The sequence below is a fragment of the Photobacterium sp. Hal280 genome (assembly GCF_037162255.1).
In the GTDB taxonomy this organism is placed as follows: domain Bacteria; phylum Pseudomonadota; class Gammaproteobacteria; order Enterobacterales; family Vibrionaceae; genus Photobacterium.
The window spans coordinates 2,023,546-2,050,299 of record NZ_JARLUO010000005.1; the positions used below are offsets into that span (position 1 = coordinate 2,023,546).

Annotated in this window: 21 protein-coding genes, 3 tRNA genes and 2 pseudogenes; 5 read left to right on the top strand and 21 right to left on the bottom strand. The window is 46.7% G+C overall.

Features of this window, described 5'->3' with window-relative positions; translation table 11 throughout:
- Positions 1–66: 66 nt before the first annotated feature.
- Positions 67–1,355, bottom strand: a pseudogene (locus P4S53_RS18645) (sodium-dependent transporter).
- A gap of 225 nt (positions 1,356–1,580) precedes the next feature.
- Between P4S53_RS18645 and cls the strand changes: the two are divergent.
- The 3 genes from cls to P4S53_RS18660 all read left to right on the top strand — a co-directional run bounded on the left by cls (position 1,581) and on the right by P4S53_RS18660 (position 5,131).
- Positions 1,581–3,038 (top strand): cardiolipin synthase, encoded by a 1,458-nt coding sequence (gene cls / locus P4S53_RS18650; protein ID WP_337113862.1) that lies wholly within the window; start codon positions 1,581–1,583, stop codon positions 3,036–3,038.
- A gap of 402 nt (positions 3,039–3,440) precedes the next feature.
- Positions 3,441–3,956, top strand: a complete 516-nt coding sequence (locus P4S53_RS18655; protein ID WP_337113863.1) for an oxidoreductase — start codon at positions 3,441–3,443, stop codon at positions 3,954–3,956.
- 101 nt (positions 3,957–4,057) lie between these two features.
- Entirely contained in the window at positions 4,058–5,131 is a 1,074-nt protein-coding gene (locus P4S53_RS18660; protein WP_337113864.1) for a GGDEF domain-containing protein, read from the top strand.
- A gap of 7 nt (positions 5,132–5,138) precedes the next feature.
- Here P4S53_RS18660 and P4S53_RS18665 read toward each other — a convergent pair whose 3' ends face one another.
- The 12 genes and pseudogenes from P4S53_RS18665 to P4S53_RS18720 all read right to left on the bottom strand — a co-directional run bounded on the left by P4S53_RS18665 (position 5,139) and on the right by P4S53_RS18720 (position 13,445).
- Positions 5,139–5,594, bottom strand: coding sequence for an SRPBCC domain-containing protein (locus P4S53_RS18665; RefSeq protein WP_337113865.1), 456 nt, complete (start codon positions 5,592–5,594; stop codon positions 5,139–5,141).
- A gap of 146 nt (positions 5,595–5,740) precedes the next feature.
- Positions 5,741–6,247 carry a GNAT family N-acetyltransferase gene (locus tag P4S53_RS18670; RefSeq protein WP_337113866.1) on the bottom strand — a complete coding sequence of 169 codons (507 nt, stop codon included), beginning with the start codon at positions 6,245–6,247 and terminating at the stop codon, positions 5,741–5,743.
- Positions 6,248–6,728: 481 nt separating this feature from the next.
- The gene (locus tag P4S53_RS18675; RefSeq protein ID WP_337113867.1) at positions 6,729–6,935 is read right to left on the bottom strand and encodes a GFA family protein; all 207 of its coding nucleotides are present in this window, start codon (positions 6,933–6,935) and stop codon (positions 6,729–6,731) included.
- 8 nt (positions 6,936–6,943) lie between these two features.
- Positions 6,944–7,414 (bottom strand): GNAT family N-acetyltransferase, encoded by a 471-nt coding sequence (locus tag P4S53_RS18680; protein ID WP_337113868.1) that lies wholly within the window; start codon positions 7,412–7,414, stop codon positions 6,944–6,946.
- Positions 7,415–8,240: 826 nt separating this feature from the next.
- Positions 8,241–9,092, bottom strand: a complete 852-nt coding sequence (locus P4S53_RS18685) for a hypothetical protein (RefSeq protein WP_337113869.1) — start codon at positions 9,090–9,092, stop codon at positions 8,241–8,243.
- A gap of 20 nt (positions 9,093–9,112) precedes the next feature.
- Positions 9,113–9,676: a hypothetical protein gene (locus P4S53_RS18690; RefSeq protein WP_337113870.1), complete on the bottom strand. Its 564-nt coding sequence runs from the start codon at positions 9,674–9,676 to the stop codon at positions 9,113–9,115.
- 366 nt (positions 9,677–10,042) lie between these two features.
- Positions 10,043–10,877: pseudogene (locus P4S53_RS18695) on the bottom strand (CsgG/HfaB family protein).
- Between the two features lie 10 nt (positions 10,878–10,887).
- On the bottom strand, positions 10,888–11,292 hold the full coding sequence (locus P4S53_RS18700) for a curli assembly protein CsgF (protein ID WP_337113871.1): 405 nt from the start codon (positions 11,290–11,292) through the stop codon (positions 10,888–10,890).
- 11 nt (positions 11,293–11,303) lie between these two features.
- Positions 11,304–11,798 carry a CsgE family curli-type amyloid fiber assembly protein gene (locus tag P4S53_RS18705; protein ID WP_337113872.1) on the bottom strand — a complete coding sequence of 165 codons (495 nt, stop codon included), beginning with the start codon at positions 11,796–11,798 and terminating at the stop codon, positions 11,304–11,306.
- Entirely contained in the window at positions 11,795–12,457 is a 663-nt protein-coding gene (locus tag P4S53_RS18710) for a LuxR C-terminal-related transcriptional regulator (protein WP_337113873.1), read from the bottom strand. The genes P4S53_RS18705 and P4S53_RS18710 overlap by 4 nt, the downstream gene beginning before the upstream one ends.
- Positions 12,458–13,260: 803 nt before the next feature.
- Positions 13,261–13,351, bottom strand: a tRNA-Ser gene (locus P4S53_RS18715).
- A 6-nt stretch (positions 13,352–13,357) separates the two neighbouring features.
- A tRNA-Ser gene (locus P4S53_RS18720) sits at positions 13,358–13,445 on the bottom strand.
- Positions 13,446–13,644: 199 nt separating this feature from the next.
- Between P4S53_RS18720 and mscM the strand changes: the two genes are divergently transcribed.
- The gene (gene mscM, locus P4S53_RS18725) at positions 13,645–16,959 is read left to right on the top strand and encodes a miniconductance mechanosensitive channel MscM (RefSeq protein WP_337113874.1); all 3,315 of its coding nucleotides are present in this window, start codon (positions 13,645–13,647) and stop codon (positions 16,957–16,959) included.
- Positions 16,960–17,023: 64 nt separating this feature from the next.
- On the opposite strand, the gene P4S53_RS18730 is transcribed toward mscM, so the two are convergent.
- From P4S53_RS18730 to P4S53_RS18745, 4 genes are all read right to left on the bottom strand, one after another.
- Complete coding sequence (locus tag P4S53_RS18730; RefSeq protein ID WP_337113875.1) at positions 17,024–17,467, bottom strand: L-alanine exporter AlaE; 444 nt, start codon at positions 17,465–17,467, stop codon at positions 17,024–17,026.
- Between the two features lie 189 nt (positions 17,468–17,656).
- Positions 17,657–17,827 (bottom strand): hypothetical protein, encoded by a 171-nt coding sequence (locus P4S53_RS18735; RefSeq protein ID WP_337113876.1) that lies wholly within the window; start codon positions 17,825–17,827, stop codon positions 17,657–17,659.
- A 308-nt stretch (positions 17,828–18,135) separates the two neighbouring features.
- The gene (locus P4S53_RS18740) at positions 18,136–19,968 is read right to left on the bottom strand and encodes a M4 family metallopeptidase (RefSeq protein ID WP_337113877.1); all 1,833 of its coding nucleotides are present in this window, start codon (positions 19,966–19,968) and stop codon (positions 18,136–18,138) included.
- Between the two features lie 668 nt (positions 19,969–20,636).
- Positions 20,637–20,724, bottom strand: a tRNA-Ser gene (locus tag P4S53_RS18745).
- 251 nt (positions 20,725–20,975) lie between these two features.
- On the opposite strand from P4S53_RS18745, the gene P4S53_RS18750 reads away from it, so the two are divergent.
- A complete protein-coding gene (locus P4S53_RS18750; RefSeq protein ID WP_337113878.1) occupies positions 20,976–21,551 on the top strand; it encodes a UPF0149 family protein in 576 nt (191 codons plus the stop codon).
- A gap of 57 nt (positions 21,552–21,608) precedes the next feature.
- Here the strand turns inward: P4S53_RS18750 and P4S53_RS18755 are convergent, their stop codons facing one another.
- From P4S53_RS18755 to ybgF, 4 genes are all read right to left on the bottom strand, one after another.
- On the bottom strand, positions 21,609–23,510 hold the full coding sequence (locus P4S53_RS18755) for a TRAP transporter permease (protein ID WP_337113879.1): 1,902 nt from the start codon (positions 23,508–23,510) through the stop codon (positions 21,609–21,611).
- Positions 23,511–23,584: 74 nt separating this feature from the next.
- On the bottom strand, positions 23,585–24,526 hold the full coding sequence (locus P4S53_RS18760; RefSeq protein WP_337113880.1) for a TAXI family TRAP transporter solute-binding subunit: 942 nt from the start codon (positions 24,524–24,526) through the stop codon (positions 23,585–23,587).
- A gap of 248 nt (positions 24,527–24,774) precedes the next feature.
- Positions 24,775–25,836, bottom strand: coding sequence for a quinolinate synthase NadA (nadA, locus tag P4S53_RS18765; RefSeq protein ID WP_337113881.1), 1,062 nt, complete (start codon positions 25,834–25,836; stop codon positions 24,775–24,777).
- A gap of 158 nt (positions 25,837–25,994) precedes the next feature.
- Complete coding sequence (gene ybgF / locus P4S53_RS18770; protein WP_337113882.1) at positions 25,995–26,744, bottom strand: tol-pal system protein YbgF; 750 nt, start codon at positions 26,742–26,744, stop codon at positions 25,995–25,997.
- Between the last annotated feature and the right edge of the window lie 10 nt (positions 26,745–26,754).

Sequence of the window (26,754 nt, forward strand, 5' to 3'; positions counted from 1 at the left end):
AGTTGACTCAGGAAAGCGGCAGTATACCCGCTCTGCCGCATGACGCCAGCCTTGTGATGTCATCCGTTACTGAAGGAAAAAGACCAGCAACATGAGAACCGGACAGACAAGACGCACATACCAGGGCCAGATCCGCCAGAACAGACTCGACTCAACGGCCGGATAGCCTTTGCGGATTTCTTGCAATACTTTGTCTCTGTGCCAGACCCACCCCACCAGCAACGCGAAAATCATACCGATAAACGGCTGCGCATAGGCGGTGGTCATGGTCACGACCCGGCCAAACAAAACGTCAAAATTAAACACAATGACCGCCGAGATGACACAGATGAATCCGCCTATCCACCAGACGGCGGTACTGCGGCTCTGGTTCAGCTCTTCAATGGCGCAAGAGACAGGTACCTCCAGCATAGAAATGGAGGAGGTAAGCGCCGCAATGATCATCAGCACGAAAAACAGGATGCCGACTATCATGCCCACCGGCCCCATGGTGTCGAACATGGTCGGCAGCACACTGAAGACCAGCGTATCTGACGCCAGTAATGCCCCGCTCTCGTCGTAAATCACCACGCCGTGATGTTGGGCCACAAACATTGCAGGCAGGATCAACAGCCCGGCGATAAAGGCAACGGCGGTATCGAGCAGTGCAACCTGCGCTGCGGTTTTCGGTAGATTCGCGGACTTACTCAGGTACGAGCCGTACACCATCATAGTGCACACCCCAAGAGAAAGAGAAAAAACGCCTGCCCCATCGCGCTGACAATCAGCTTGGGAGACAAATGGCTGAAATCCGGGACCAGATACAGTTTCAGGCCGTCCCAGGCACCGTCCTGCGTCAATATATACATCACCATCACCACGAACAGCAGCAGCAGAACAGGCATCAGACGGGTGGACCATTTTTCGATGCCATCGGCGACCCCGCTCCTGACGACCATCACGGTCAGCCACATAAAGACCAGCATGAGTATCAGATTACGGCCGCTGCCAAACGCTTCCAGCCAGTGAGCCAGTGACACCAGCCCCACCGCCTCACAAATCGGGGCCAGCAAATACCCCAGCAGCCAACCGGCAACAATCGCGTAAAAACTCAGTATCAGCGATACCGCTATCATGCCCGCCAGCCCGACCAGTCCCATCAGGGCTTTCTGCCGTGGCCAGACTTTACGCAGCGAGGTGATAGGATCGGCACTGCCGTAGCGTCCAATGGTCAGTTCGGCCACCAGCAAGGGATAAGCCAGCGCAAACACCATCAGTAAATAAACCATCAGAAATACCGCGCCGCCATTACTGGCCGCCTGGGTCGGAAACCCCCAGATATTACCCAGCCCGACCGCGGAGCCTGCCGCGGCCAGAATGAATCCCATTCGGGAGCTGAATTGCGCTCTGTTCGCCATACACGATACTCAAATGACAAGGGGCTCTTACAAGATAAGACATTTCTCGCCGTCACACGCCTTCACTATTGATACATGCGGCATGATAAAGTGTGTCAAGTTTTCGCTTAACCCTATGTTTTACAGAGATTCGGGTGCAAAATAGAGCGCAGGTATGCATATAGAAAGAGACAAGCCGCTTTTATGGATCACGTTTATCAAGTCTTAGCCTGGCTCAGCCTGTTCATCTATTGGGTCGCCATTGCGGCTGTTACGATGCGGGTGGTATTCAAACGCCGTGTGGTGGGCGTGTCGCTGGCATGGCTGATGATTATCTACATCATTCCTATTGGCGGCATCATTGCCTATCTCTTGTTTGGTGAGCTCAATCTTGGCAAAAAACGGGCATTACGTGCCGAAGAAATGTTTGAGCCCTTCGCCAGCTGGTTTAAGCAACTGTATCACTGCCCGGGGCATCAGCCTCAGCTGATGAACCTGCATACCAAACCGATTCACGACCTGTGTCAGAACCGCCTCGGCATTCCGGCATTGGTGGGTAACAGCATGACATTGCAGGACACCCCGCAGACCATTCTGCGCTCGCTGATTTCAGATATCCAGCAGGCCCATCGCGCAATTCATTTGGAATTTTATATCTGGCATCCGGGCGGCCTGGCCGACGAAGTGGCGACGGCATTAATTCTTGCCGCCAAACGCGGTGTAAAAGTCAGAATATTGCTGGATTCCGCCGGCAGTATGCGTTTTTTCCGTTCCCACTGGCCGCGTTTGATGAAGCACGCCGGTATCGAATTAACAGAAGCGCTGGCTGTCAGCCCGTTACGTATGTTCCTGCGAAGACTGGATATCCGGCAGCACCGCAAAATTGTTGTCATCGATGCGCAGATTGCCTATACCGGCTCCATGAATCTGGTCGATCCGGCTTTTTTCAAAACAGACGCCGGTGTCGGACAATGGATTGATGTGATGGTGCGTGTCACCGGCCCGGCCGTTTCGGTACTCAATTGTATACAGGCCTGGGACTGGGAAGTCGAAACCGGTCAACGCTATTTGCCCCCCGTGCCTGAATGCGATGCCGCTCCTGCTAATGGTAACTTAGACATGATTCAGGTCATTCCCTCTGGACCCGGCATGCCAGATGAAATTATCCATCAGGTTCTGCTCATCAGTATTTACCAGGCCAGGGAACGCGTGGTTATTACTACGCCCTATTTTGTGCCCAGCGAGCACCTGTTACATGCGCTGATCAGTGCCGCAGAACGAGGGACAGAGGTTCACATTGTCATTCCCGCCAAAAACGACTCTGTGATGGTGGAATGGGCCAGCCGCTCGTTTTTTGCCGAACTTCTCAACGCCGGTGTGTTTATTCACCGGTTTAACGGCGGTCTGCTCCATACTAAATCGGTTGTCGTTGATGATACCCACTGTCTGATTGGCACAGTCAACCTGGATATGCGAAGTCTGTGGCTGAATTTTGAAGTGACGCTAGCGGTAGATAATCCGGTTTTTACAGAACAATTAGCACAATTACAGCAACAATATATAAGACACTCCACCCGGATTGATCCGGAAAAATGGCGTGAACGTTCTTTAGGCCATAAATTTCTTGAACAGTGCTTTTATATGTTCAGCCCGTTACTTTAATTTGAAGGTTTAGCCAGCGAAATAAATAGCGCCAAACACATAAGCAGAAACATAAAAAAGTCGCTGTTTGGTGAGTGCGCCAGCCGCCTTAAAATACAGATATCTTTGTCTGACTTTCCAGATCAGACATAAACTAAAGTGGGAACTTCTTATATGCAACCGCTTACAACATCCCGTATTTTGAACAAGGATCACACTGGGCAGACATGAATAAAAACTATAAAAAGCCGTCACTGCATCATAAAAATTCAGGAAATCCGAAATTTCAGCGGGAAAAACCGCAAACCATTCAAAGATGAAATAATTACCTCAACTTCATTCATACGAGAAAAGTATTGCTTTGCGATTTTATATAGCTATCTTTGTATTTACGCACTGGCCACCTACAAAGCTGAGGGATATGTGATTCCCAGGAAGTATATTTCAACGCTTTCCAATCTCCTCTCGTCAGGCCTGCTGTTTGCAGGTTTTGTTGCTGTTTTTCCTGTTTTTGCCCTCACTCCTCCTCCGTTAACGCTTAAAGGGCAGTCGGCGGAAAATGCGCCCATCGAAGTACGCCTGACACAGGACGATATCGCCAGCCTTCCACAGGAATCTATCACCACCTCCATGCCCTGGGTCAATGGCAAGGCAACATTTTCCGGCGTTAACCTGCAAGCCTTGTTAAACCATTATCAACTGAAACCCGGCACTATACATTTGACGGCCCTGAATCAATTTACCGCCGAGTTAAACTGGCAGGATATGAAAAAATATCAACCTGTACTGGCGATACGTCATAATGATGCGTGGATGAGAGTACGTGATTACGGCCCTTTCTGGCTTATTTTTGCGCTAGACGCGCACCCGGACCTCATTGATAAGGGCTTCTTAGAAAAAATGGTCTGGCAAATTAACGAAATTAATGTGGTGCCATGACGTGTTACCTTTGAAATCATTAAAAATTTTTCACTTAGCCGGCATGCCGTTGATGAAAAAGCTGCTTTTTTTGCGGCCCCCTGCTAATTGTGTTTACTTTCGTGTCTGTCAGCTCTCTGGAATCCAATGCTGAATCTGTCAGTAAAGATCAGAATCTGGCCAGCTGGTTCATGATGCAGCTGAGTGACGAATACAGCGAGTTAATTTACCAGCTTCAGAGTTATGAAGCCGGGCGTGCTGATAATAACGATGTGTTACTCCAGTATGAGATACTGTTAAGCCGCTTTAATTCCATTCAGGTCAACAGCCAGGTGAACCGCCTTCACAGCACCTTTGGCTCACTGCAGTCGTTTAATCATCACTATCAGATCGTCAAAGGCTACGAAGCATCGCTGCAACAGCTCACCAGACAGAACGTGGCTGAACTGACCTTGATGATTAAAGATAATTACGATCAATTAATGAACTATGCATTGAAAACATTTCTTTTCACAAACAATGTATTACGTTCGAAACTGGACAGGTTTATTTCTCTGCGCTGGCTCATTCATGCCTCCCTGTTTTCAACCTTGCTGATTGGCATCATGATGATTTACTTACTGATGAAAGAGTCTAAAACACACCACCAGCTGGCCATGTATGACTCTTTAACGGGCATTCATAACCGGCTGTGGCTCAACAGAAAATTAAAAGATCTGGAGAAATCCGGTAAAGACTTTGCGTTTTTCCTGATTGACCTGAACGGGTTCAAAGAAGTGAATGATACGCTGGGGCATGGTGCCGGGGATCAGTTGCTCAAAACGATCGCGCGCAGACTTGATAACCTGACCCACGATGGCATGTACGTCGCCCGGATGGGTGGCGATGAGTTTGCTGTGATTCAGGTTTTCCCTCAATCGGTCAATCAGGCGTATGTATCGAATTTTCTGATGAACACGCTGGATCACGTACTCAAAATCCCCATTCAGCTCCTCCATCGCGAATTATCGCTCTCGGCCAGTATCGGCCTGAGCGTTTATACTCCAGGCAGCAAAAGCCTGTCAGAACTATTGCAGGAGGCGGATTTTGCTATGTATGAAATGAAACAGCAATTTAAAGCAGAGCATCCGTACCCAATCATCAACCTTGAACACCCTGCTTCTGATGCCGCATCAGGCTTCACCAAACGTCAGTAACCTGTTGCTAATTGGCCGACCAAATATCACTGGCCATCACATGACCCGTTTCCAGCAAGGTTTTTAAATTACAGATCACCGCAGGCCAGCCTTCACTGACATCCTGATAGCTCAGTGAACCCGACTGTAAATCACTGTGGATAACCGTGATTCGGGTGTCTTCACCCAGGTTTTCCAGCGCAACACTCACCTGGGAGGAATGCATGACACCATGGTGCCCACCGGTTTCCTGCCAGCTCAGCACTAAATGGTGAGGGGGATGAATCAACAGCACTTTTCCCGTCACATCTTCAATTTCGGAGCCATCAGCCCGAATATGTGCCCACCGACTTCCCACCTTCCAGTCAGACTCATTCACATGCCCCCAGTATTGCTGTGTCATTTTCGGATCAAGCAAAGCATTCCAGACGTCGGTATCCTTTGCCGCGATATAGCTGACATATTTAAATTGTTCCAAGCTCATGGGCATACCTCATCACAGGGGCGGCAAATCTGGCCGGACATCCAAGGTACCGGCCAAGATACGTTAGCATCACAACCAAAGAAGAGTTATTCAGTCATTCTTTATTGAGCGTAGCACTGAGTGTCTCTGCAAGCCGAACCGGATAGTTACAATAACTTCTTCATTTGCAGTAACGTCCAGGGTTCACCATTAAAAACCCGAGTCGCCCGGTCAGCCTGATAGATTTCAAAGCCCATCCCGCGATAACAATTTACCGCACGAAAATTGTGCTCAAACACCGCCAGTGATACCGCTTCAGCACCGAACTCAGACTCGGCTTTCTCCACCGCCATATCCAGCAGTACCCGGCCATATCCCTGACCGCGATCCGATTCATTCGCCACTAATACGCGACAAAGCCGGCATTGCTTTGGCGATGATTGGTATAACTCGACATAGCCTTTTGTCTGGCCTGCGAACTGAAATAAATAGGGATGGACCTCTGGACGAGAAACATGTTTCTCAATCTGGTCTAAAGTCAGAGGAAACTGATAGACAGGCCCTCCCCAAAGCAAATTAAACTCCTCATCCGTTACCCAATCCATGAGTAATGAATAGTCCTGCGCGGTAAACGGTTTAAGTTGATACCGGGAGTCTGGCCGTTTGATGAGCATGATCTTCCTTTATAACGGACAAATTTATACGATGTTTATACAGATGCAGCAGTACGCAAAATGGGATTCGGTCAGACACGGAAACCATGACGAAACACTGAGAAGATTGATTTTTTCACCAACAGGCCGAACAATGCATCACCACAACACGTCATCAAAATGAATCAAGTTGCACACCGCGTTGTAGCATTGCTGTAATTGAGAGCCAAATCAACGGTCGAAAGCTGATTGATTGCACTAACTCTCACTTTTTTCAGTGAAAAGGGCAGAAGAAAGTCTTATTCACATCCTTTTGGATATTGTTTATGCGCATCACAAACCGCTAACCAAACGAGCTTATCATCGATATAAATATGTTTTTGCTTCTTGGGAATAAAAGGAGTATCCAGTAAAGGGAGCGAAAAGGTCACCCACTCATTACTGTATTTACCGCTGTCCAGCCACTGTACGCTGGCTCCGCAGTGCTTACAAAACCGACGAATTACGCCAGGGAGGATAAAAACGCAGTGAGATGCTCTTCACCTTTCAGGCGAAAGTTATCCTTCAAGGTCGCCGCATAAGTGGCATACACAGCACTATGGCTTTTTCTGCACATAGAACAATGGCAATGGGTAATGGCTTTAATATCGCCATAGATAGAAAAGGTCACGGCCCCACATTGACAGGAGCCGTGATAATGATTCGACATCAGAAGTGCTAACCGTCCAGTGAATTCAGGTCGAGTTCCATGAAAATACTGAGCGGGTGCGACTGATACTGGCCATAAGGCTCACAAACCCGATAACCCAGGGTCTGATATAAACCAATGGATTCAGGTTGATTCACGCCGGTTTCCAGGCGGGCAATGCTGATCCCATTGTGCTTCAGGTACTGGTGCAAAGCATCCATAATTTGCCGGGATATACCCAGGCCGCGGTAATGATCCAGTACAAACATACGCTTGATTTCACCGTACTGCCCGTCATCATCCATCATTTTCACTGCGCCAATACCGGCTAACGCACCGCGTACAAAGGCGCCGACCAGATGAACATTATCCTTCATGAGGGATTCCTCACTCTCCAGATTGTTCGTCTCGGGCGGGTACAGACTATACATATAATCATCGGACGCGCTCAGGATCCCTCGGACGTCGTCTCGATTGGGCATAACTTTCTGAATATACATAGTATTAACCAAGCATTAATGTTGTTACTGCTACACAGTCAAAAATAGTGATAATAATTTTCATCGCTCCCAAAACCCAACGAGGCATAAAGAACCTGGTCAGTATGGTTTCTGTGCGATGCCTCTAACGCGATCCCTCTGGCGCCGGTGCGACGGGCGAACAGGATAGCTTTTTGCATTCGCTGGCGGCCAATGCCAGACTGCTTCCCCTCATCAGCCAATCAAACCGACCTGCGCCCGGGCGCTATAATCGGAATCAGCCTCACATAATAGCAATTTTGAAATCGGAATGAGAGCTTAAAGCGTAAAGTGGTAACATTCTGTGCACTCACGCACATAGCCAACCACCAAAGTAAACTCAGCTGCTGTGCATCCCGACTGACGCTTTGGGCCAAACAGTTCTTTGCATCAAGCTAGGCTCTGGCAGGCGCACAGTACTACAAGGCTATATAAGATGCCATGAGTATTGAGACACCTCAGGAATGAGGTGTCTGGTGGGTAATTTGGCAGTCGTCGGTGACTGTCAAGACAGAGTTTTTTCCCACGGTATCGACCGTGATAGTCACAGGAAATTGTGTCTTGCTCAACATCATTGAAGCACGGCTCGAGCCACTGACAGTACTTCGCATCCGATTGCCTCTGGCAGATTCCACCGTTAACGTAACCGACTCGTTGCCGTTCGTTGTGATTTGTAAAGAAATGTTCTGAGTCAGAACCTTACAGGACAAATCAACCGGTAAATCATCCTGTGCCAGAACGGTTAACGGGAGATAAGTAAAAGCGGCGATAATCGCCGCTTTTGAATGAAACCTAAACATAGTCATTATCAGAACTGATTCGTAACAAACAAGTTACCATCGCTACCATAGACATTTTTATATGCTTGGTCGTTTGATGTTTGATTAATATATACACGGTTATCATCTGAGCCGTAAGCTATATTAATCACAGCATGTGAATCATCACCCATTTGGTCAATGTCTGCGACGTTATTGTCTGCACCAGACCACATATTAATATATGCTGTATTGTGATTACCATCCTGGTCAATACGTGCATCATTGTGGTCAACATCATAACCAATCAGATCGATATCGCCTTTGTTTCCATAGCCATCCTGTTTGATGCTGGCATCGTTATAATCACCACCTTCAATTGTAACGTCTGCATCGTTCCAGGCACCACGCTGAGCAATTTTCACATCGTTCCGCTCTGCATTATCGTCAATTTTGACATTCGCGTCATTGTCATGACCATGCTGCATAACATCAACATCGTTGTGATCTGAGCCATCATCAATTTTCACGTAAGATTCATTGTCTTCGCCACGCTGTTTGACATCAACTTTATTTCCATCAGAATAGTCGGTCAGATAAATGTCAGAATCGTTATTTTGACCTTTCTGATCAACATCAACTCGGTTCCAGCTTGAATGTTTCACTTCGACCAGAGAATTGTTATCTTTACCATCTTGAAAAATATCAACCTTATTATCATCTGAATTATATTGAAATAAAGTTGTTGAACGATTGTGACCATGATATCCATCAGAAACTTGAGTCACCATTTCTGTGTTATCATCACTGCCATAAGTTGCTTCAGTGAATGAGTAGTTGTCATATGCCATTGCACCAGAAGACATCAGAATTGTTGAGATTACTACTGCTAACTTTTTCATGATCATTTCCTTTAATTGTGTTAATGGACAGAAATATTTTTATTCATTCCGTTTACTATTAATAATTGTTCGTTACCCGACTGGTTTATATTATATCCCGAGTAACTCACTCCAGGTCTTTCTACCACTACAGCTTTATTGCCATCACCCTGCTGGTTGATGTATTCGCGAGAGTTGTTACCATTTTGTACCAACGCTGCAAAATTCTCATTTCCATTTTGAATAATAATGCCTTTATTATTCCAACCATTCTGATAAACAGCCGCAATATTGTCATTTCCATTCTGGTCTAAATAAGCGAAATTATTCACACCATTTTGATTAGCGACTGCAACATTGTTATTACCCGACTGGCGTACCATCGCCTTATTTCCTTTCCAACCCTGAGGACTATTTTGTCGGATAAACACTTTACTATTCGTTGCATTTGATAACTCAACAGAAGATGCATTACCATTGATGCCATCTAATTCTGAGTCATAGTAGCCAAATTCATTCCTGGCTAAATCAAAGGCACTTGCACTTGAAACAAATAAAGCACCACAGATGAACAAAACACTTTTATTAATTACTTGGGTTTTCATTACTGCAACCTGAACTCAATGTCATCTTGTAACTTTATTATGGTATTTAATTATTCAAATTCTATAAACTTACTAATGAATGTGTGACTTTTTTTGCTAGTACTTTTACATTACATTCAAATTAAAGACAAGAAACATAACACATTGAATAACATCAATAAAAATACATTATCAAGATATTTTCACTCGTCAGACAGACAATATAATCACAATATAAACATATACATATAATGCTGACATCAAAAAAACCCAATCATTATGTATCTAGCAGGAAAGCCTCCGATGAATCATTTCACACACGCGATAAAACATATGCTTTTGACACAAAAAAAGCGTCCTGAGGACGCTTTTAAATAATTTGAGATATTAAATAATTGGCTGAGTAACGTTCATATATCTCTGAATAATTGGATTATTAATATCAGATGAAGTATTCAACTGCCACATATTAGTCTTGATACCATCGACAATCAGCTGTATCACCGCCGAGTCTATCGCAGACATCACAGCAACATTCACTGGTTCATTGGTGGTAATGCCGAGTTCTGCTTCCAGTAAGTCCTTATAGTCTATGAATTTAAACACACCGGTTTGCAACTCCTGAGATAATATCGTTTTACTGGTTGTCACACTTAACAATACACGACCACTTCTAACATCAATAGCCCTGACGTTCACAGAGACCTGATCAGAACGATACTGTGAAGACATACCTATCCCCAAATAACGAGCACCTGCTCCTCCAGTCTGAATATTGGTGTCATAGGCAATAATCCCGCCTTCAATCATAATATTGGCAGCCATAAGCGACGGTAGATGATCACCGTGGTTTTTAGGGATCTCATGCTTATTCTGCGCAGCGCGTATTATTTTCCTTTCAGTCAACAAATTTTGTAACCCCTCTCGCTCAAGAGGGATAAACCACTTAGAATTTAACAATGCCGTGGTCAGCATTGCTGCCCCCCTGGGGAACAGCAGTAGAAAAGTTACTGTTTGGCTGCGGTTTATACTGCCCTGTCTGATCCCTGAAATCGTAAACTGAAACGAAAACCTGGCCTCTGGGCATAGGCAAAGAGGTCAAATCAAGATACGTTGCACCTCTTGGCATTAAAGTCGGCTCTCGGTCTATCTCAGGAATTCTCATCGATTGACTGCATCCACTCAGCACCAGTGCACAAACCAGCATAGTAATGACTTTCATGCCTATCTCCTTACATATCAGGCACTAAGCCATTGACCTGGATGGTTGACGATTCCCCTGTTTCTTTATCCGTAATTTGAATCATCAGGGTACCGTTGTTATCAACAATATTGAGCAGAAAATCATCCGTGACTAATTGCCCGGTGTTTCCGTTTCCCACATCTGAAAGTAACTGGCTAATCAAACGGGATTCTAAACTGGAAGCCAGTCGCTCTAGATCGGATTGTTCTTCAAACAATGAATCATCCTTGGGAGCTTTGTAATCATTGATTGCATTTGCCACTCCCAGCAGAAAATTACCATTTAGCGGATTTCCACCAAAGTTGGGATTCACTGGTGTATAAATCAGCTCTGTTGCCTGGCTATTCATTCCAAAAAAACCAAGAAATAATAAACAACATACTTTCCCTTTCATGTGCTTACCTCTTAAATTTCGTCGTAGTCAACATCAAAGGTATCTTTTAAATACCGTTCTATTCGCCATCTCAACACATAATTCTTTACTGCAGAGACAGCCTGATCCGTTTTATCTTCAACCGTTTGTCTTCCCGGTGATAAAGCAGTTCGATATATAATGTTTTGCCGGTGAAAAATAGTAATAATGCTTCCTGACAAAGCTGTTGGCCTTTCTTTAACTGTTAAGTTTTCTTTGAGCTCTTCAATTTGATCATCGAGTTTCTGTGAGAATAAAGAATAAAAATCCTCACCAAGCTTCGTCATTGTACGATCAACAACAACACCATTAATTTCACGTAGGCTATCCAGGCTTTCTAGTCTATCTTGCAACTCTACAGACTCGTTATTTTCCAACGGTGGACCATTTTCCAAAGGCTTACCGTTATCCGTTTTTGTACCTTCTCCAACAACAGTGCCGGGGAAAACCAAGATAAGTGAAATCAGAACAGTGGTTAACTTTTTCATGATAACAAACTATTAAATGTATGATTCTTAGCCCACATAAACGCCTGCAGGCGGTTCTTGACTTTTATTTTTTTAAACACATTATGAAGATGTGTTTTCACTGTATTTTCACTGACGAACAAGGACTCGGCAATTTGCAAATTTGATGCACCAGAAACCAAAAGTTGCATAATCTCCTTCTCCCGAGCCGTTAACTCTACGCTCAATTTTGGGATATTGGTTTGAGTACTACGGTATTCAGAAATCAGTTCCTGGCATAGCTTACGGCTAAACCACAACTCACCACTTTGTATCTTCAGCAACCCTTCAGATAGCAGCTCAAGTGAATCACTGGTATAGAAGACTCCCACCAAGTTCGGCCATCTCTTAAGCTCATCGACCTTGATATCAGTGCATACATTGATCAGAATTTCAGAAGGTATCACCTCTTTATCAGCCATGATACTCAGATACTTTTCACTCGATTTTGGCGTGATACTGGCAGAATCTAAAATGAACAAAGTCTCTTCGATATGTTTCGCTGATAACTTGCTGATTTCATCCAGCTTTATACAGTTTATGGAAAATGTAAGCTTCTTTACCAAGTACTCTTTCAGAATAGAAGACTGAATGCTCTCGTCCGACACTAATGCCAATCTAGTGTATGATTTTCTAGACATCCCTACTCGTCCTTTCATTATTATATTAGCGTTTTAATAAAGTTAACTTTAGTTCACGTCAAAAAAATAACAAACAATAAAGTCGCCGAGATAGATACTAAAAGCTAACCCTTTAAAAACATGGAGTTACAATTGGTCTTACATTTTATCCTTGATACTTTATTGCCTTGTAAATCTCAATAAAGTTATATAAAAAATTACCTTCTTATTTTTAGCACTGGAAGTTTAGTTTGGTAGTAAACTTAAGTATTAAATTTCAATTATTCAGTTAAATTAGATAGTTGATAAAGGAATTTATTATATAAACATTTTTATCAGAAATGCATGTGTCAGTATTTTTTACGTTTATCTTTTTAGGCAGATAAAATCTGAGATAGATCGACTCAATATTCATCAGTAAGTATATGGCAACGCAATGAACCGGATTAATACCTATATTGATTAAGCAGGATATGGGTGAAAAAGAGATCCAGAGGGGCAGTCGCTGTATTTCAGTCGACTAAGCTGTTTGGTCTGACATCCGGCTGAACAGGGATTTATCGCCGCAGGTTCGCGCCCCTTCGGGCGTTGCCTGAAGGCAACGTGGTTTCGCTCCGCTCGGCTGAGACTAGCCGTCCGCCCCGGTCCAGGCTTCTTCACCCTATCTGATCTTGCCAAGGTTCAGGCGAAAAAACCGCTGACAGTTCAGCTGTTTCTTCGGATGTGATGGAGCCAGAACAAGGGATAGAGGGATTTTCAAATCCCGGAAAACGTACACTACATCTCAATGAAAAAAGCCCCGTCTAAGACGGGGCTTTTAAATGTGGCGGAGAGATAGGGATTTGAACCCTAGATACGCTATTAACGTATGCCGGTTTTCAAGACCGGTGCTTTCAACCACTCAGCCATCTCTCCTGAATTTGGCGGTGAGGGAGGGATTCGAACCCTCGATACGTTGCCGTATACACACTTTCCAGGCGTGCTCCTTCAGCCACTCGGACACCTCACCAAATTGTTGCCAACGCCTGTCGCGTCGACGGCGGCTAATTTACTGACTTGTGCTAATTGGGTCAAGGTTTTTTCCCAATTTGTTGTACTTTCTTATCGCAAGCGATGATCAAAAGATCAAATCGGTTTTTTCTTAGGCCTAACACACGCTTATTTCTACACTTGTAAGATAATTCTTATTTGAGTCTTACCACTTCACTATGCGCAATCTCACCGTATTCGTACTCTCGTTCATCTTATTGATCACCGTCTTTCCCTGCTACGCCAGTGAAGAGTCAGATTCCGCCCCCACCCAGCAAACGTCCGATTACAGTCAAGCGCTGGATAAACAGATTTCGCTGGCCAAGGCGCTGGAGACAACGCCTGAGAATGAGAAATTGCTGGAGAAACTGCTTCAGGCACAGGATCAATTGCAAAAAACGGAAACCTATAAAACACAAATCGAAAAAAACCGAAAGCTGCTTGATAACTTCAATGAGCAGACTGAAACCATCAAAACGCAAATCAGTGAATTCAATGCCTCTAACTTTCCAGATTTCAGCCAGTGGGATCAGAATCAGCTTACCCTTGAGATAGCTGAGCAGGACAACAAGTTAGAGCAGCTTGAATTACAGCGACATAACTATCGCAACGAGATTGAAGACATAGAACGCGATATGAAAGCGTTTCCCAAACGGGCTGAGCAGCTTCGCCAGCAGATAGATGATGCCGACAAAGCCCGTAAACAGGCGGAACGAGATCGTGATAACCCGCTTTCGCTGGTTCATAACATTGAGTATGAGTTTTATAACAATCAATTGTCAGCACTCGAAGCCGAACAATTGACAGGGGATAATCGCCGCACACTCAGCAAACAAAAACTCCAGCTGGTCAATGTAGAAATCGAGGCCAGACAAGCTTATCGCAACAATCTGCAATTGATGCTGAACCGGCAACTCCGAACCGATGCCGAACAGTCCGCACTCGATACCGATGAGCTGGTGCAAGAGCTGGTCGACCTTCCCCCTGAACTGAAACAGCTCAGTGAAGAAAACCGGCGCTATGCCAGTGTGTTATCGTCACTGTCCGATCAACTGGATCAGGTTCAGCTGCAACAGGAAAAAGCCGATCAGCAATCCGAACAAGTGGCAAAAACGGCTGAGGATCTGAATAACATGGCCGAGTGGCTGTCCCTCAGCCCTGCGTTTAGTGAAAACATGCGTACCCGGCTCAAGAGACTGCCTGATCCGCCGGATATGTCAGGGCTCGACAATCAAATTGCTCAGAATCAGATCCGAAAGTATGAATACCAGCAACGGTTTGAAGATCTGACCGAAAGCGCAAAATCTGCGCCGGAAAAAAATCTGTCGGAAGATCAGCAAGCACTGCAATCCGAACTCATTGAGAACAACCTGTCTTTGTTAGAAAAGCTGATCGACAGCAGTGATATCCTGATTTATCAGCAAGCTACCCTAAAAGTCGCCTATGACAAGCTGGATTCTGCACTGAATAACCTGAAAAACAGAGCAGCACGCTTGCTGTTCCTGGCCCCGGACAGCAACGCTTTCAGTATCAAATTAGCGACCGATACACTGGAAAAATTGCAGTGGTTTTTTTCACCGACGCACTGGCTGGGATTACTCAAAATCCCTTTGGTTGCCGATCCTGTACTACTGGCTTTTTGTCTGATCATTGTCGCACTGCTGATTATTGCCCTCAGCTGGAGCCGGACTCGCTGGAAGAAATATTTGAAAGAAACCAGCCAGTATATCGGTAAAGTCACCAAAGACAGGTTCAGCTTCAGTACGATCAATGTCATCTGCTCTGGCCTGTTTGCCTGGCCGGCACCACTGGTTGTAGCCGTGGTTGGCGCCCTGTTAAGCGCGCTTTGGCAACTGCCATTCATCCATCACTTAGGTCAGGCCCTCGCACTGCCATTGCCTCTGGTCATGTACTGTTTCATGCGGGAGCTGGTGCGACCGGACGGTCTGCTCATCAAACATTTTGACTGGCAGCCCAACCTGGTCATGCGCTGCTTCAGTCACTATCGCCGATTGATCTGGATCTACCTCCCGATGATGGTTATCCAGAACTTTGCCTTCTATTACAACGACATTGATGTGAACGCCACCCTGGGACGGCTTGCTTTTATCATCAGTAACCTAGCCGTCAGTTACTTTCTGTGGAAAATGGCCAATGAGCGTATTCCCATGACTTACCGGGATTTACCCCAAGGCCATTTGCATCTCAGCCACCATTTATTCTGGTGGCTGCTGATTTTATTACCGCAAGCACTCAACTATTTTGCACTGATGGGCTATCTGGGTTCGGCACAAAAACTGATGTCCAAACTCGAATATGCTGCAGTGCTGGGCGTGTTTACCCTCTTGGTGTATTACCTGATAAAAAGGCTGATGCTCATTCAGCGACGCAGGCTGGCTTTCGAGCGGGCCAAAGCAAAACGTCAGGAAATACTGGCGCAACGCAAAGCAGAATTGCTTGAGGGCAAAGAGGAGTCGACAAGCAGTGAACTGCACATTGAGATTGAAGAGCCAGAGGTCGATCTGGATGTCATCAGTGCGCAATCACTGCGGCTTTTGCGTTCGCTGTTGCTGCTGATTTACCTGTTTATTCTTGCGCTCTTATCGTCAGATTTATACCAGGCCACCAGCTTCCTTGAAGACATTACACTCTGGGATGTCAATGCCAATATCGACGGGATAGAACAGCTCAGTCATATCACGCTGAAAAGTGTGCTGCTCGCCATTCTGGCGCTCTGGCTGACTGCCATTCTGGCCCGTGATTTACCCGGGGCAATGGAGCTACTGGTGCTGCAACACATCAGCCTGAGTCCGGGAACCGGCTATGCGATTACTTCCCTGACCCGCTATATGGCCATTTTCTTTGGCATCATTATCGGTTCGGCATTAATCGGTTTTGACTGGTCAAAAATGCAATGGCTGATTGCGGCACTGGGTGTCGGTCTGGGTTTTGGTCTGCAGGAAATTTTCGCCAATTTTATATCCGGCTTAATCATCTTGTTTGAGAAACCCATCCGCATTGGTGATACGGTCACCATCCGCGATCTTACCGGGATTGTGGCCAAAATTAATACACGGGCAACGACGATTGTCGACTGGGACAGAAAAGAAGTCATCGTGCCGAACAAAGCCTTTGTGACAGAGCAGTTTGTCAACTGGTCGTTATCGGATTCCATCACCCGGGTCACCATTGCCATTAGTGTGAAATATCTGTCGGATACTGAGTTAGTCACCCGGTTGTTATTTGAGGCGGCGGACGAATGCGAACTGGTTCTGGACAATCCTGAACCCGAGGTGTTTTTCCTGAGTATTACCGCCGATGCTCAAAATTTTGAAGTGCGGGCCTATGCCGCTGAAACCGGCCACCGGCTCAGCCTGACCCATGATCTGCACAGCCGGATTAAACGTAAGTTTCTGGCTCACGATATCAGTATTGCGCACCCTCAACTTGAAATTGCCATCAAGAAGCAGCAGCGCCATCCTTTGAGCCGCTAGCGACAGCAACAAAAAAGGCAGTCCATTGGACTGCCTCTCATCAAAGACGCTTCAGCTCACTGTTTTAAGCCTGCTGGTAGTAACCCGGTACTCTGAACATACGACGGCAAACTTCAAGAAACTGGCCGTAAACGCCACCCAGCACGCCGCTCACCAGTGCATTCGTGGCTACCGCTGTCATAATTTGCTCAGGCTCTGCCCCCACAAACCACAGAATAGCCGCATAAACCGGCGACTGGAACAGCACGTATGCCAGCATATCAGAGACAAACTTCATCCGGCCTGACGGGCTCAACCTTGCTCCCTGGCGGATCATCCAGTCGCGAAATACGCCGTATGGCCAGGCAATGGCAATGTTCACCGGAATTGACAGTGTTCGGGAAGCCAGCGACTGCTGGAAGGTCATCCCAGAGATAAACACTTCGATCATCATGCCTGTGATAAAGCAGAACACCACCATTGCAAAAGTGTCTGCTGCCGCATTGCGTACATTAAATTGTTCTTTCACTGCCGCTCCGAACCATTAACCAGAGATAAAAGCCAACATAGGCGATTCAAAAAGACCATATGACCAGAATCACCACAAACAACCAGTCATTCGTCATATTAAATCAACTTTCAGGTAAAATATCTCACTGTATTCATATTAATGTTGTCTATTTACAACCAATAATCGTGATCAAAGCCGCATCTTTAGCTAGTTGCGCACTACTGACGTGCTACTCAGGTATTTCTCGCCTTCTGTTATCCGGCTTTTCTGCATGTTTTCTGGCACAAAAAGGGCAGGCAGGCGCAGTTTATCAGTTGATAAACACAGCTTATCGCCAAGATTCGGTTTATTTATATAAAAACCCAACGCAAGCTTCACCTCCGTTCCTGTACGATATTTTTATATTTTTTTCATCAACTTAGGATAAAAACAATTCGCCCCCTCTCTGTCCGGCAATTAACACGATTAAGACGGCCAAAAATCGTACGCATAAGATGCACTTTACTGACTCAGGAATGAATATTCTGCCAAATTGAGATAAAACGGCAGGTTTTTATCGCGCGAACTCAGGCACGCAAAAGAGGTATAACTACAAAAGTGAAATTTAATTACACATCGCAACCAAGCGCGCCACAAAGAAAAAGGGAGCACAAGGCTCCCTTTCGGTGAATCGCGTTGAAAACGGATTAATAGTTCAGGCTCAGCGTCACGCCTGAGAAGTTGCTGTAGCCACGCAACATCACGTAGTAGGTCTGGCCGGAAGAAACGGCAACATTACAGGTTTCATTGTTCCCGCCAACATAAGGGCGGCAATCCCATGAGGTCGTGGTGGGCTTGCTGCCGGCTTTCACATACAGGTCTGCATCGCCAGAGCCGCCAGTGATGCTGACAGAAGCACTGGACACTGATGCTGGTACAGTGAATGTGTAATGAAGTTCACTGCTTCTGTTACCGGAAAGACCGCTGATAGGTTTGCCTTTTTCTAGCGTATCACCCGTTGGTGGTGTGACCCCACAAGCGGCATTGACACCGACAGTATTGAACGCATCGACAACATCGGCAGTGTTATAGCCCAGATCCTGGGTTGCTTTAACAACGCCACATCCCCCCTGGTCAAAGTTAGAGTTGGCCGTCCAGTACAGCTGGTTCGCCACGGCAAAAACTTCGAAACCTTTACGGGCATCCCAGCCGGATTTATTGGCCAACAAGTAGTACGCACGGTTGAATACACCGCTTGAATAGTGCACATTCAGACCCGATGTGTACTGCGAAGCATGATCAATCGAACGGCCGTCTTTGGATGGCTGATCAAAATAACGTAAACCACCGGACTGTTTGAAAATATCGCTTCCGACGACCCAGTCCACACTGCCACGCATATAGAATTCAGCCGCTTCACCGGCGATATCAGAGAAGGCTTCATTGATACCACCAGACATGTTGCGGTATTCCAGACCTGAGTTCTGCTCGGTAAAGCCATGGCTGACTTCATGCGCACTGACGTTGATATCCACCAATGGATAGAAGGTGGAATAACCGTCCCCAAAGGTCATCGCACTGCCGTCCCAGAAGGCATTTTCATATTGGGAGCCATAGTGCACACGCATGGTGAGCTGGAAGGTTAGCGGTGCCGAATTCAGCCAGTCTTTATACATATCAAAGACCACCTGACCGAAGTAATGCGCGTCATTGAGCGGTGAATAGGCGCCATTGATCTGTTTGTGGTTATTGGCGTTGCTGTCTGTCGGACAGTTATAGCTGAAAGCGTTATAGCCTGACGTCGCGCCATTCAGATCGACAGTTTTTACTGCACTGGTATTCATGGTGCAGGTGGTTCCGTTTTTCTCCACCATGAAATTCGGGAAATCCACACCAAACTGGTATTGCCCGGTCTTCGTGTTTCCACCAGGGCCAGAGCCTGGTGCCTGGATATGGGCGATGCTGTCCCAGGTATCCAGCACATCACCTGTGTTGGCATCAATGAAGAAATAAGGACGGGATGGCTCATCGGAAGCAACAAAGAAACTCACCTGGTAAACCAGCTCGGCCAGATTGTTTTCATCCAGACGAACCATCAGCGTCACTTGCTCATTTTCAAGTGGCAGTTCACCGGTTAATTGCGGAGAATGTAAAGAAGCATGGTGTGCTTTAGCAATATTCAGCGCTTGTTTTTCATCAATGCCTGCCTGAATTAATGGCAGATCTTGCTCTACATTTTGCGCCATTCGGCCATGAACCTGAGTCAGGCCTTTATTACTTGTCGTCGCCACGACGGCAGTATTATAAACGGGTAATCCTTTATAAAGCTGCTGATAGCGGACCTTTTGTTTACCATTTGGTAAAGTGACCGATTTTACAGGTTTAAAACTGTTATTTAATGGTGTCAGTGAACGTGCCATTAACCCTTGTTCCAGGACAGCAGAATCGGTGACATCAACCATTTCTGCGGCCATAGCTGGCAAGGTGAAAAGTGAACCTAGTGTCAATACAGCCAATGCTTGTTGTTTGTTTGTTTTCATTACTCATTCCTAGAGATTTTAGTGAGCTGTCCTGCGCATCCCAACCAACAAACCATTCATACTGCAAATGTTTTATCGCCTAACTTCTGAGAACCTCTTGTTTCAGCTCTGTTACACATATGTATGCTTTTCAAGAAAGCGATTCAACTTTGGCTCAGCATTTCAATACTTTGCAAACAAAACAAACAAAAAACCAATCATGGAACGTACAAAAAAGTTAACATTTAAATAACAAATGGAACAATTAATGAGAGCTATTACTCTAATGTCAAATTAAATCAACAAGTTGAATTGCGATAGGTTGTATATAAATATTTACAAATTAGATCTTGCTAATTTACAAATATAACGCGGATGTAATACTGAATGTAACGAATAAATACAAAATGAATAATGACTCGCAAATATGTTCTGCTCATGAAATCGCTTAACAAGCATCATAAAAATGAGTATTTCGTGAATAAACCAGTTCGCTGTCATTTAGAATGAACGACGCTATTTTAAATTTTCAATACAAAATGAATAACGATTCATGAATAAAGACTGAATCAGGAATGAAATAAAGAAGGCCCGCCTTGATTTTTCTGGCTGATAAGCAATACGGATACAATGAAGAGCCATCAAATACAAAAAGACCCGCTGATTACTCAACGGGTCTTTTCTGAATGTGGCGGTGAGGGAGGGATTCGAACCCTCGATACGTTGCCGTATACACACTTTCCAGGCGTGCTCCTTCAGCCACTCGGACACCTCACCTAATTTTGGTTACTGCGCTTACTCACTCAGCAACGGGGCGTAACTATAGTGTTGACCCTGACTGAGGTCAACCCAAATCATCACATTATCAATCAAGTGGATACTTTTGCAGCATTGTCAGGCCCACACTGCCCTTTTTTCATGTTTCCCCGTTACAAGGCTATGTCTTCTGGCTCTGCCTGATACAATACCGGTATTCTGCTCACAGGCGCTGAAACAACGTGCCTGCCTATTTGAAAGAGAAACTGATCATGTCTGCGCAACTTTCGGCAATTTTGCAAGACCCTGAACTGAGCCAGCATCTGCTGTCTGAGCATCAAACCCGTGGCTTTGTCACAGCAATGGCGGCGGCCCCTCATTTACTGGATCCGGCTGAATGGCTGGCGTACCTGTGGGGTGGTGATGAAACCTCGCCATTTACCAGTCATCAAGCGTTGGAAAATTATGCCAACGCCATCGTTCAGATTTGGAACGAAGCGCGTCAGGCCTTGCTGACTAATTGCTGGGAATGGCCGGAAGGCTGCGAGTTGGACGACAAAGAATTGGTCACGCCAGCCACCCGTGAATTTGCCGAAGGCGTGTTACAGGGCTGGCAATTGACGCGGGATGACTGGGAAACCATCATGCCGGAAAACAGCCAGGACAATGCCCTGCTGGGCGGCGTGCTGCTTTCTGTCAGTCTGCTGTATGATCCGGAAAGTGCCATGGCCGCTTTAACTGAGCAAGGCGCCGAAGGTCTGGCACAATTTGAAGAAGTATTCAAAGCCATCCCTCCCATGCTGTGCGGCCTCACCCAGCGCGCGCAACAGCTAACCGAAAACCAATGATACCTAAAGCCGGGCAGCCTCTTCTGCCCGGCTGATCAGATTGACAGGCAACAAGCGTCAGTGGGTCATTTCCGCCTTCTGCCGGCTGACCTTAATGTTTATCACGACCATCCCGAGGACAGCCACTAAAGCGGCTAACCTGACCGAATCATCCATAAACAGAATAATCAGTGCCAATGCCAGCAGCACCACTCTGAAAGGCTTATTGAGCGGGTTAATCAAACGCCCCTCTATCCCCCCTGCAAAAGCAATAATCAGCCCTGCGGTTGTCGCAATGCCAATCACAAAATGCAGCGTTTCCCCGTCACCCAGTATGAGCCCGGAGAATGCCATCATGGCAGGGATCAGGAAAAAGCCCTGAGCCAGTTTGAACGCCTGCACCGCAGATCGCATCGGCGATGCATTGGCAATACCGGCACCGGCAAAGGCTGCCAGAGCGATGGGTGGCGTGACATTCGAAGTCTGTGACAGCCAGAAAACAATCATGTGGGCCGTCAGAATAGGCAAGCCGAAATCACTCAGCGCCGGCACCGCCATCACAGACAACACTATGTACGCGGCTGTGACCGGCAAGCCCATGCCCAGCACCACCGCCGCCAGTGCAATCAGCAGGAGTGCCGACCATAAGTGACCGCCGGACAGCGCCAGCAGGAACTGGGTGAACTGCAGGCCGATACCGGTTTGCCCGACAACGCCAACGACAATACCGGCCGTTGCACAGGCCACTGAAATCGGCAGGGCCATCAATGCCCCCTCTTTCATGCCTTCCAGCACCTGGCTCAGGCTGACACGGCTGGATTTGCGGCACAGGGCAGAAACCAGGACCACGACGCACCCTGCAATCCCGACCAGTTCCGGCGAGTAACTCATCATCAGCAGCGCAGTGACCAGAATCAATGGTGCGAGAAAGTGCCAGCCGTTGTTCAGTACTTCACGCACTCCGGCTTTGACATCCATCCCTTCCAGCCCCAGCTTGCAGGCCATCAGGTGAACATAAAGCAGCGTGCAGGCAAAATACAAAATCGCAGGTGCAATCGACACCAGCAATATTTCGCTATAAGGGATCCCCGTAAACTGCGCCATGACAAAGGCACCCGCCCCCATCACAGGCGGCATGATCTGCCCCCCAGTGGATGCAGCAGCTTCAATACCGGCAGCTTGCTCGGGTTTGTAGCCCAGCTTTTTCATCATTGGAATCGTTAACGACCCTGTGGTCACCGTGTTGGCGATGGCAGAGCCAGAAATAGAGCCTAACGCCGCTGACGCGATCACACTGGCTTTTGCCGGGCCTCCGCGATATTTTCCGGCAACCGCAAAGGCAATATCGATAAAAAATTGCCCGGCGCCGGTTACCTGCAGAAAAGCACCAAACAGTACGAAAATAAACACCACCCCTGCTGCAATCGCTAACGGCGCGCCGTATACCCCGTTGGTGGAAAAAATATGGAATCGGATCAGCTCTTCCAGTTCAAACCCTTTGCTGGCAATGCCAGAAGGCAAGGCATCACCAAACAGCGCATAAGTGATAAAGACAGCCGCTATCACCACCATCACCATGCCAACCGACCGTCGGGTTGCTTCCAGTAAGGCAACAATCGTGATCAACCCGGCCAGTTGGTCTGACCCTTTCAGCCCATCCAGTAAAAAACTGATATCGTCGTAATCAAACTGAACAATATGCCAGGTCGCCCAGATGGTGGCGGCCGACAATACAAAATCGACACTACGTGCCGCCAGATAGAAAGCAAAAGAATGGCTCTGTTTGATTAACGGCTGCGTGAGAAACACTAAGACCAGAATCCAGCTCAGGTGTACCGGACGAAAAACAGGCGCCGCTAATTCTGCCGTCACCCCTTGCCAAATCTGAAAGGCAGACAAAACGATAGCCGCTAAAGCGGCTATTTTCATTAGCATATCGGCAAGCTTTTGCCCGTGCCGGGCAGTCGCTGTCGTTGACATAAAAACTCCAATTCACACAAGGGCTGAGAGACAGACCCGAGTCTGTACTTCTCAGCCCTGAAAACAACCGATATTTACTGAGACTGCTCATCCAGATATTGCTGGGCACCGGGATGCAATGGCACACCATCGAGTTTTTTCATATTTTCAAGTGTCGTATATTGAGTCACGCTGATCGTTTTACGAATCTTATCCATATTCTCGAAGGCGGTTTTGGTCATTTCATACGCCAGTTTGTTATCCAGGTCTTTATTCACCACTAACACATTCCAGATTGCCGGGGCCTTAAAGCTTGCAACGTTCTTATAGGTATCCGCGGGGGCTTCGATCAATTGGTAAGAGGGATTGGCCGCAGTGATTTTCGCCATCTCCGCTTCGGTAAACGACAAAATACGAATATTACGGGTCAATGCCAGCTCTGTGATTGCCCCTACACCTAAGCTACCCACAATGGCTCCGGCATCAATCTGACCATTGGCAATCGCACTGGTGGTTGCGGTGTAATTCAGTGACTGGGCCTGGATATCTTTCTCTTCAACACCCAAAGCATTCAGAATATTCACTGCGCTGACTCGTGTACCTGAACCCGGCGCGCCAAGCGAGACTTTTTTGCCTTTCAGATCAGCAATACTGTGAATATCTGAATCCGCAGGCACCATAAACTGCACAACATTGGGATACAAAGCAAACAAGACGACCGCATCCATTTTTCTCGGGAAGGGTTTCGTGCCTTCATAGGCCTGCTCAACCACATTACCCATCGCGATCCCCGCCAACTGCTTATGGGTGGACACTTTGATCACGTTTTCAACCGAGGCGGCAGTGACTTCAGCCCGCATGTCAAAATTATCAATATTCTCACTCCAGATCTTGGCCAGCATCCCACCTAACGGGTAATAAGTACCACTCTGACTACCTGTTCCTATAGTGTAATTTTCCGCACTCGCCTGAACCGAAAATGTCAGTAATGCTGTCGTCGTGAAGGCCAGCCAGCCTTTTCTGAATTGTGTAAGCATAATTATGATCCTGATTTTCAGATAGTTATTAGGGTTATTGCATTTTATTTATCCTACAAATGTTATTGCCTTGTTAGCACCTATGATCAACAAAAAAATACTGACAATGAGATCTCAGGTACCACTAAATGTTACAAGTTCGATATATTTGTTATAAACAGGTCAAGTAAAGCCGCTGTAACATCTTCGGATACAAAAAAAGCGACCCTCAGGTCGCTTTTCATATCGTTGGATCCAGTTCTGTCCGGTCAGGCGTTGCCTTTCACTTGCAATTGCAGTGACGCAGCAAAATCCAGCATACGGTTCAACGGGATCAGAGACTTCACACGGATAGCTTCATCAACAAAGATCTCGTGCTTCTCGCCGCCTTCGCGCAAAGCCGCTTCAATCGCTTTCAGGCCGTTCATTGCCATCCAGGGACAATGCGCACAACTGCGGCATGTCGCGCCAGCGCCGGCCGTTGGTGCCTCAATCAGTTCTTTTTCGGGCACCATCTGCTGCATTTTGAAGAAAATGCCTTTGTCAGTCGCAACAATCAGTTTTTGTTGCGGCAGGCTCTTCGCCGCTTTGATCAGCTGGCTGGTCGACCCGACAGCATCCGCTAAGGCAACAACACTCGCCGGCGATTCAGGATGGACCAAAATCGCCGCATCCGGATGCAGGTGCTTCATGTCTTTCAGCGCTTTGGCAGAAAACTCATCATGAACCACGCACTCGCCTTGCCATAGCAGCATCTCAGCGCCTGTTTTCTTCTGGATATAGCTGCCTAAATGGCGGTCTGGTCCCCAGATGATCGGCTTACCTTCGGCATCAAGATGTTCGACAATCTCCAGCGCTATACTGGACGTCACCACCCAGTCAGCGCGTGCTTTGACCGCCGCAGACGTATTCGCATACACCACCACAGTGTGATCAGGGTGCGCATCGCAGAATTCGCTGAATTCTTTTTCCGGACAACCCAGATCCAGAGAGCATTCCGCTTCCAGCGTCGGCATCAACACCTGTTTTTCTGGGGTCAGAATCTTGGCCGATTCCCCCATGAAACGCACACCGCAAATAATCAGGGTTTTCGCAGAATGTTGATTACCAAATCGTGCCATTTCCAGCGAATCACCCACAAAACCACCGGTTTCCTCGGCCAGGGCCTGGATTTCAGGATCGGTGTAGTAATGCGCGATCAATACCGCTTCTTTTTCTTCAAGCAGCGCTTTGATTTTCGCTTTGTAATCCACTTGCTCGCTTTGAGTCAGTGGAATCGGTTTGGGTGGAAATGGATACACCATTTCTGAAGGGTCAAATGTCAGGCTCATTACGTCTTGCTCTATCAGCTCGTCCTTACAATCCGCGCATTATACACTGCAATGACGCTGTAATACTAATCTGGATAAGACATAGAAGGGGCAATCAGGCACCGCTAACCCAATTTTGAGAGGTTAGCGGCGAGGAAGAGATGAAGCCAGATATCCTGTTATTTAAGATTCTTGAGGCTTTTTTCGGCTTGTTGGGATGTCGCGGTATTGGGATATTCTGCCACGACCTGCTCATAGAGCTTTTTCGCCACATCCGCTTTGTTGCCACGCTCGGCTAACACACCCATCTTCAGCAGCGCATCGGCGCGCTTGTTGGAGTCTTTGAAGCTGGCAACCGCTTCAAAGTGTGTTTGAGCATCCGCCATCTTGTTCTGGGTAAAATAAAGCTGTCCAAGCCAGTAATGAGCATTGGCCGCATACACAGAATCAGGATAAGTGGATAAAAATCCGTTGAACGCCGTCACCGCGCCATCATAATCCTTTTCTTTCAGGATCAAATTCACAGCACTTTCATAAGCTGTATTTTCATCAGCGCTTGCGGCATAAGTTTCACCGCCGGATACATCCTTTTTCTCTGCTTTGGCTGCAGCAGGTTGCTCGCGGCTTAATTTGTCAATTTCACGATAGAGCTCACGCTGGCGTTCCAGCATCTGCTTCATATCATAACTATTGCGTTCAACCATACCGCGGAGTTCGCCAACTTCACGGGACAATTCATCAAGTTGACGCTGCATATCCAGTTGCATCTGGCTACGCGCCTCAAACATACGTTCTAAACGTTGCAGACTGCTTTCGCTGCTTGATGAGCTGCCTTTGAGCTCAGAAACAGGAGCAGGTTCGGCGACCACAGGGGTCGCCGCACCAATCAGCAACGTTAATGCGATATACCGCATCATGTTACTGTTCATTTTCATAACC

Excerpts from the sequence above, each read along its gene's own strand:
- P4S53_RS18710 (WP_337113873.1), bottom strand. The coding sequence starts at position 12,457 with ATGTCTAGAAAATCATACACTAGATTGGCATTAGTGTCGGACGAGAGC.
- P4S53_RS18760 (WP_337113880.1), bottom strand. The coding sequence starts at position 24,526 with ATGCTTACACAATTCAGAAAAGGCTGGCTGGCCTTCACGACGACAGCA.
- P4S53_RS18740 (WP_337113877.1), bottom strand. The coding sequence starts at position 19,968 with ATGAAAACAAACAAACAACAAGCATTGGCTGTATTGACACTAGGTTCA.
- P4S53_RS18700 (WP_337113871.1), bottom strand. The coding sequence starts at position 11,292 with ATGAAAGGGAAAGTATGTTGTTTATTATTTCTTGGTTTTTTTGGAATG.
- P4S53_RS18665 (WP_337113865.1), bottom strand. The coding sequence starts at position 5,594 with ATGAGCTTGGAACAATTTAAATATGTCAGCTATATCGCGGCAAAGGAT.
- P4S53_RS18680 (WP_337113868.1), bottom strand. The coding sequence starts at position 7,414 with ATGTATATTCAGAAAGTTATGCCCAATCGAGACGACGTCCGAGGGATC.
- P4S53_RS18750 (WP_337113878.1), top strand. The coding sequence starts at position 20,976 with ATGTCTGCGCAACTTTCGGCAATTTTGCAAGACCCTGAACTGAGCCAG.
- P4S53_RS18675 (WP_337113867.1), bottom strand. The coding sequence starts at position 6,935 with ATGTCGAATCATTATCACGGCTCCTGTCAATGTGGGGCCGTGACCTTT.
- P4S53_RS18705 (WP_337113872.1), bottom strand. The coding sequence starts at position 11,798 with ATGAAAAAGTTAACCACTGTTCTGATTTCACTTATCTTGGTTTTCCCC.
- P4S53_RS18755 (WP_337113879.1), bottom strand. The coding sequence starts at position 23,510 with ATGTCAACGACAGCGACTGCCCGGCACGGGCAAAAGCTTGCCGATATG.
- P4S53_RS18685 (WP_337113869.1), bottom strand. The coding sequence starts at position 9,092 with ATGAAAAAGTTAGCAGTAGTAATCTCAACAATTCTGATGTCTTCTGGT.
- nadA (WP_337113881.1), bottom strand. The coding sequence starts at position 25,836 with ATGAGCCTGACATTTGACCCTTCAGAAATGGTGTATCCATTTCCACCC.
- mscM (WP_337113874.1), top strand. The coding sequence starts at position 13,645 with ATGCGCAATCTCACCGTATTCGTACTCTCGTTCATCTTATTGATCACC.
- P4S53_RS18670 (WP_337113866.1), bottom strand. The coding sequence starts at position 6,247 with ATGCTCATCAAACGGCCAGACTCCCGGTATCAACTTAAACCGTTTACC.
- ybgF (WP_337113882.1), bottom strand. The coding sequence starts at position 26,744 with ATGAACAGTAACATGATGCGGTATATCGCATTAACGTTGCTGATTGGT.
- P4S53_RS18690 (WP_337113870.1), bottom strand. The coding sequence starts at position 9,676 with ATGAAAACCCAAGTAATTAATAAAAGTGTTTTGTTCATCTGTGGTGCT.
- cls (WP_337113862.1), top strand. The coding sequence starts at position 1,581 with ATGGATCACGTTTATCAAGTCTTAGCCTGGCTCAGCCTGTTCATCTAT.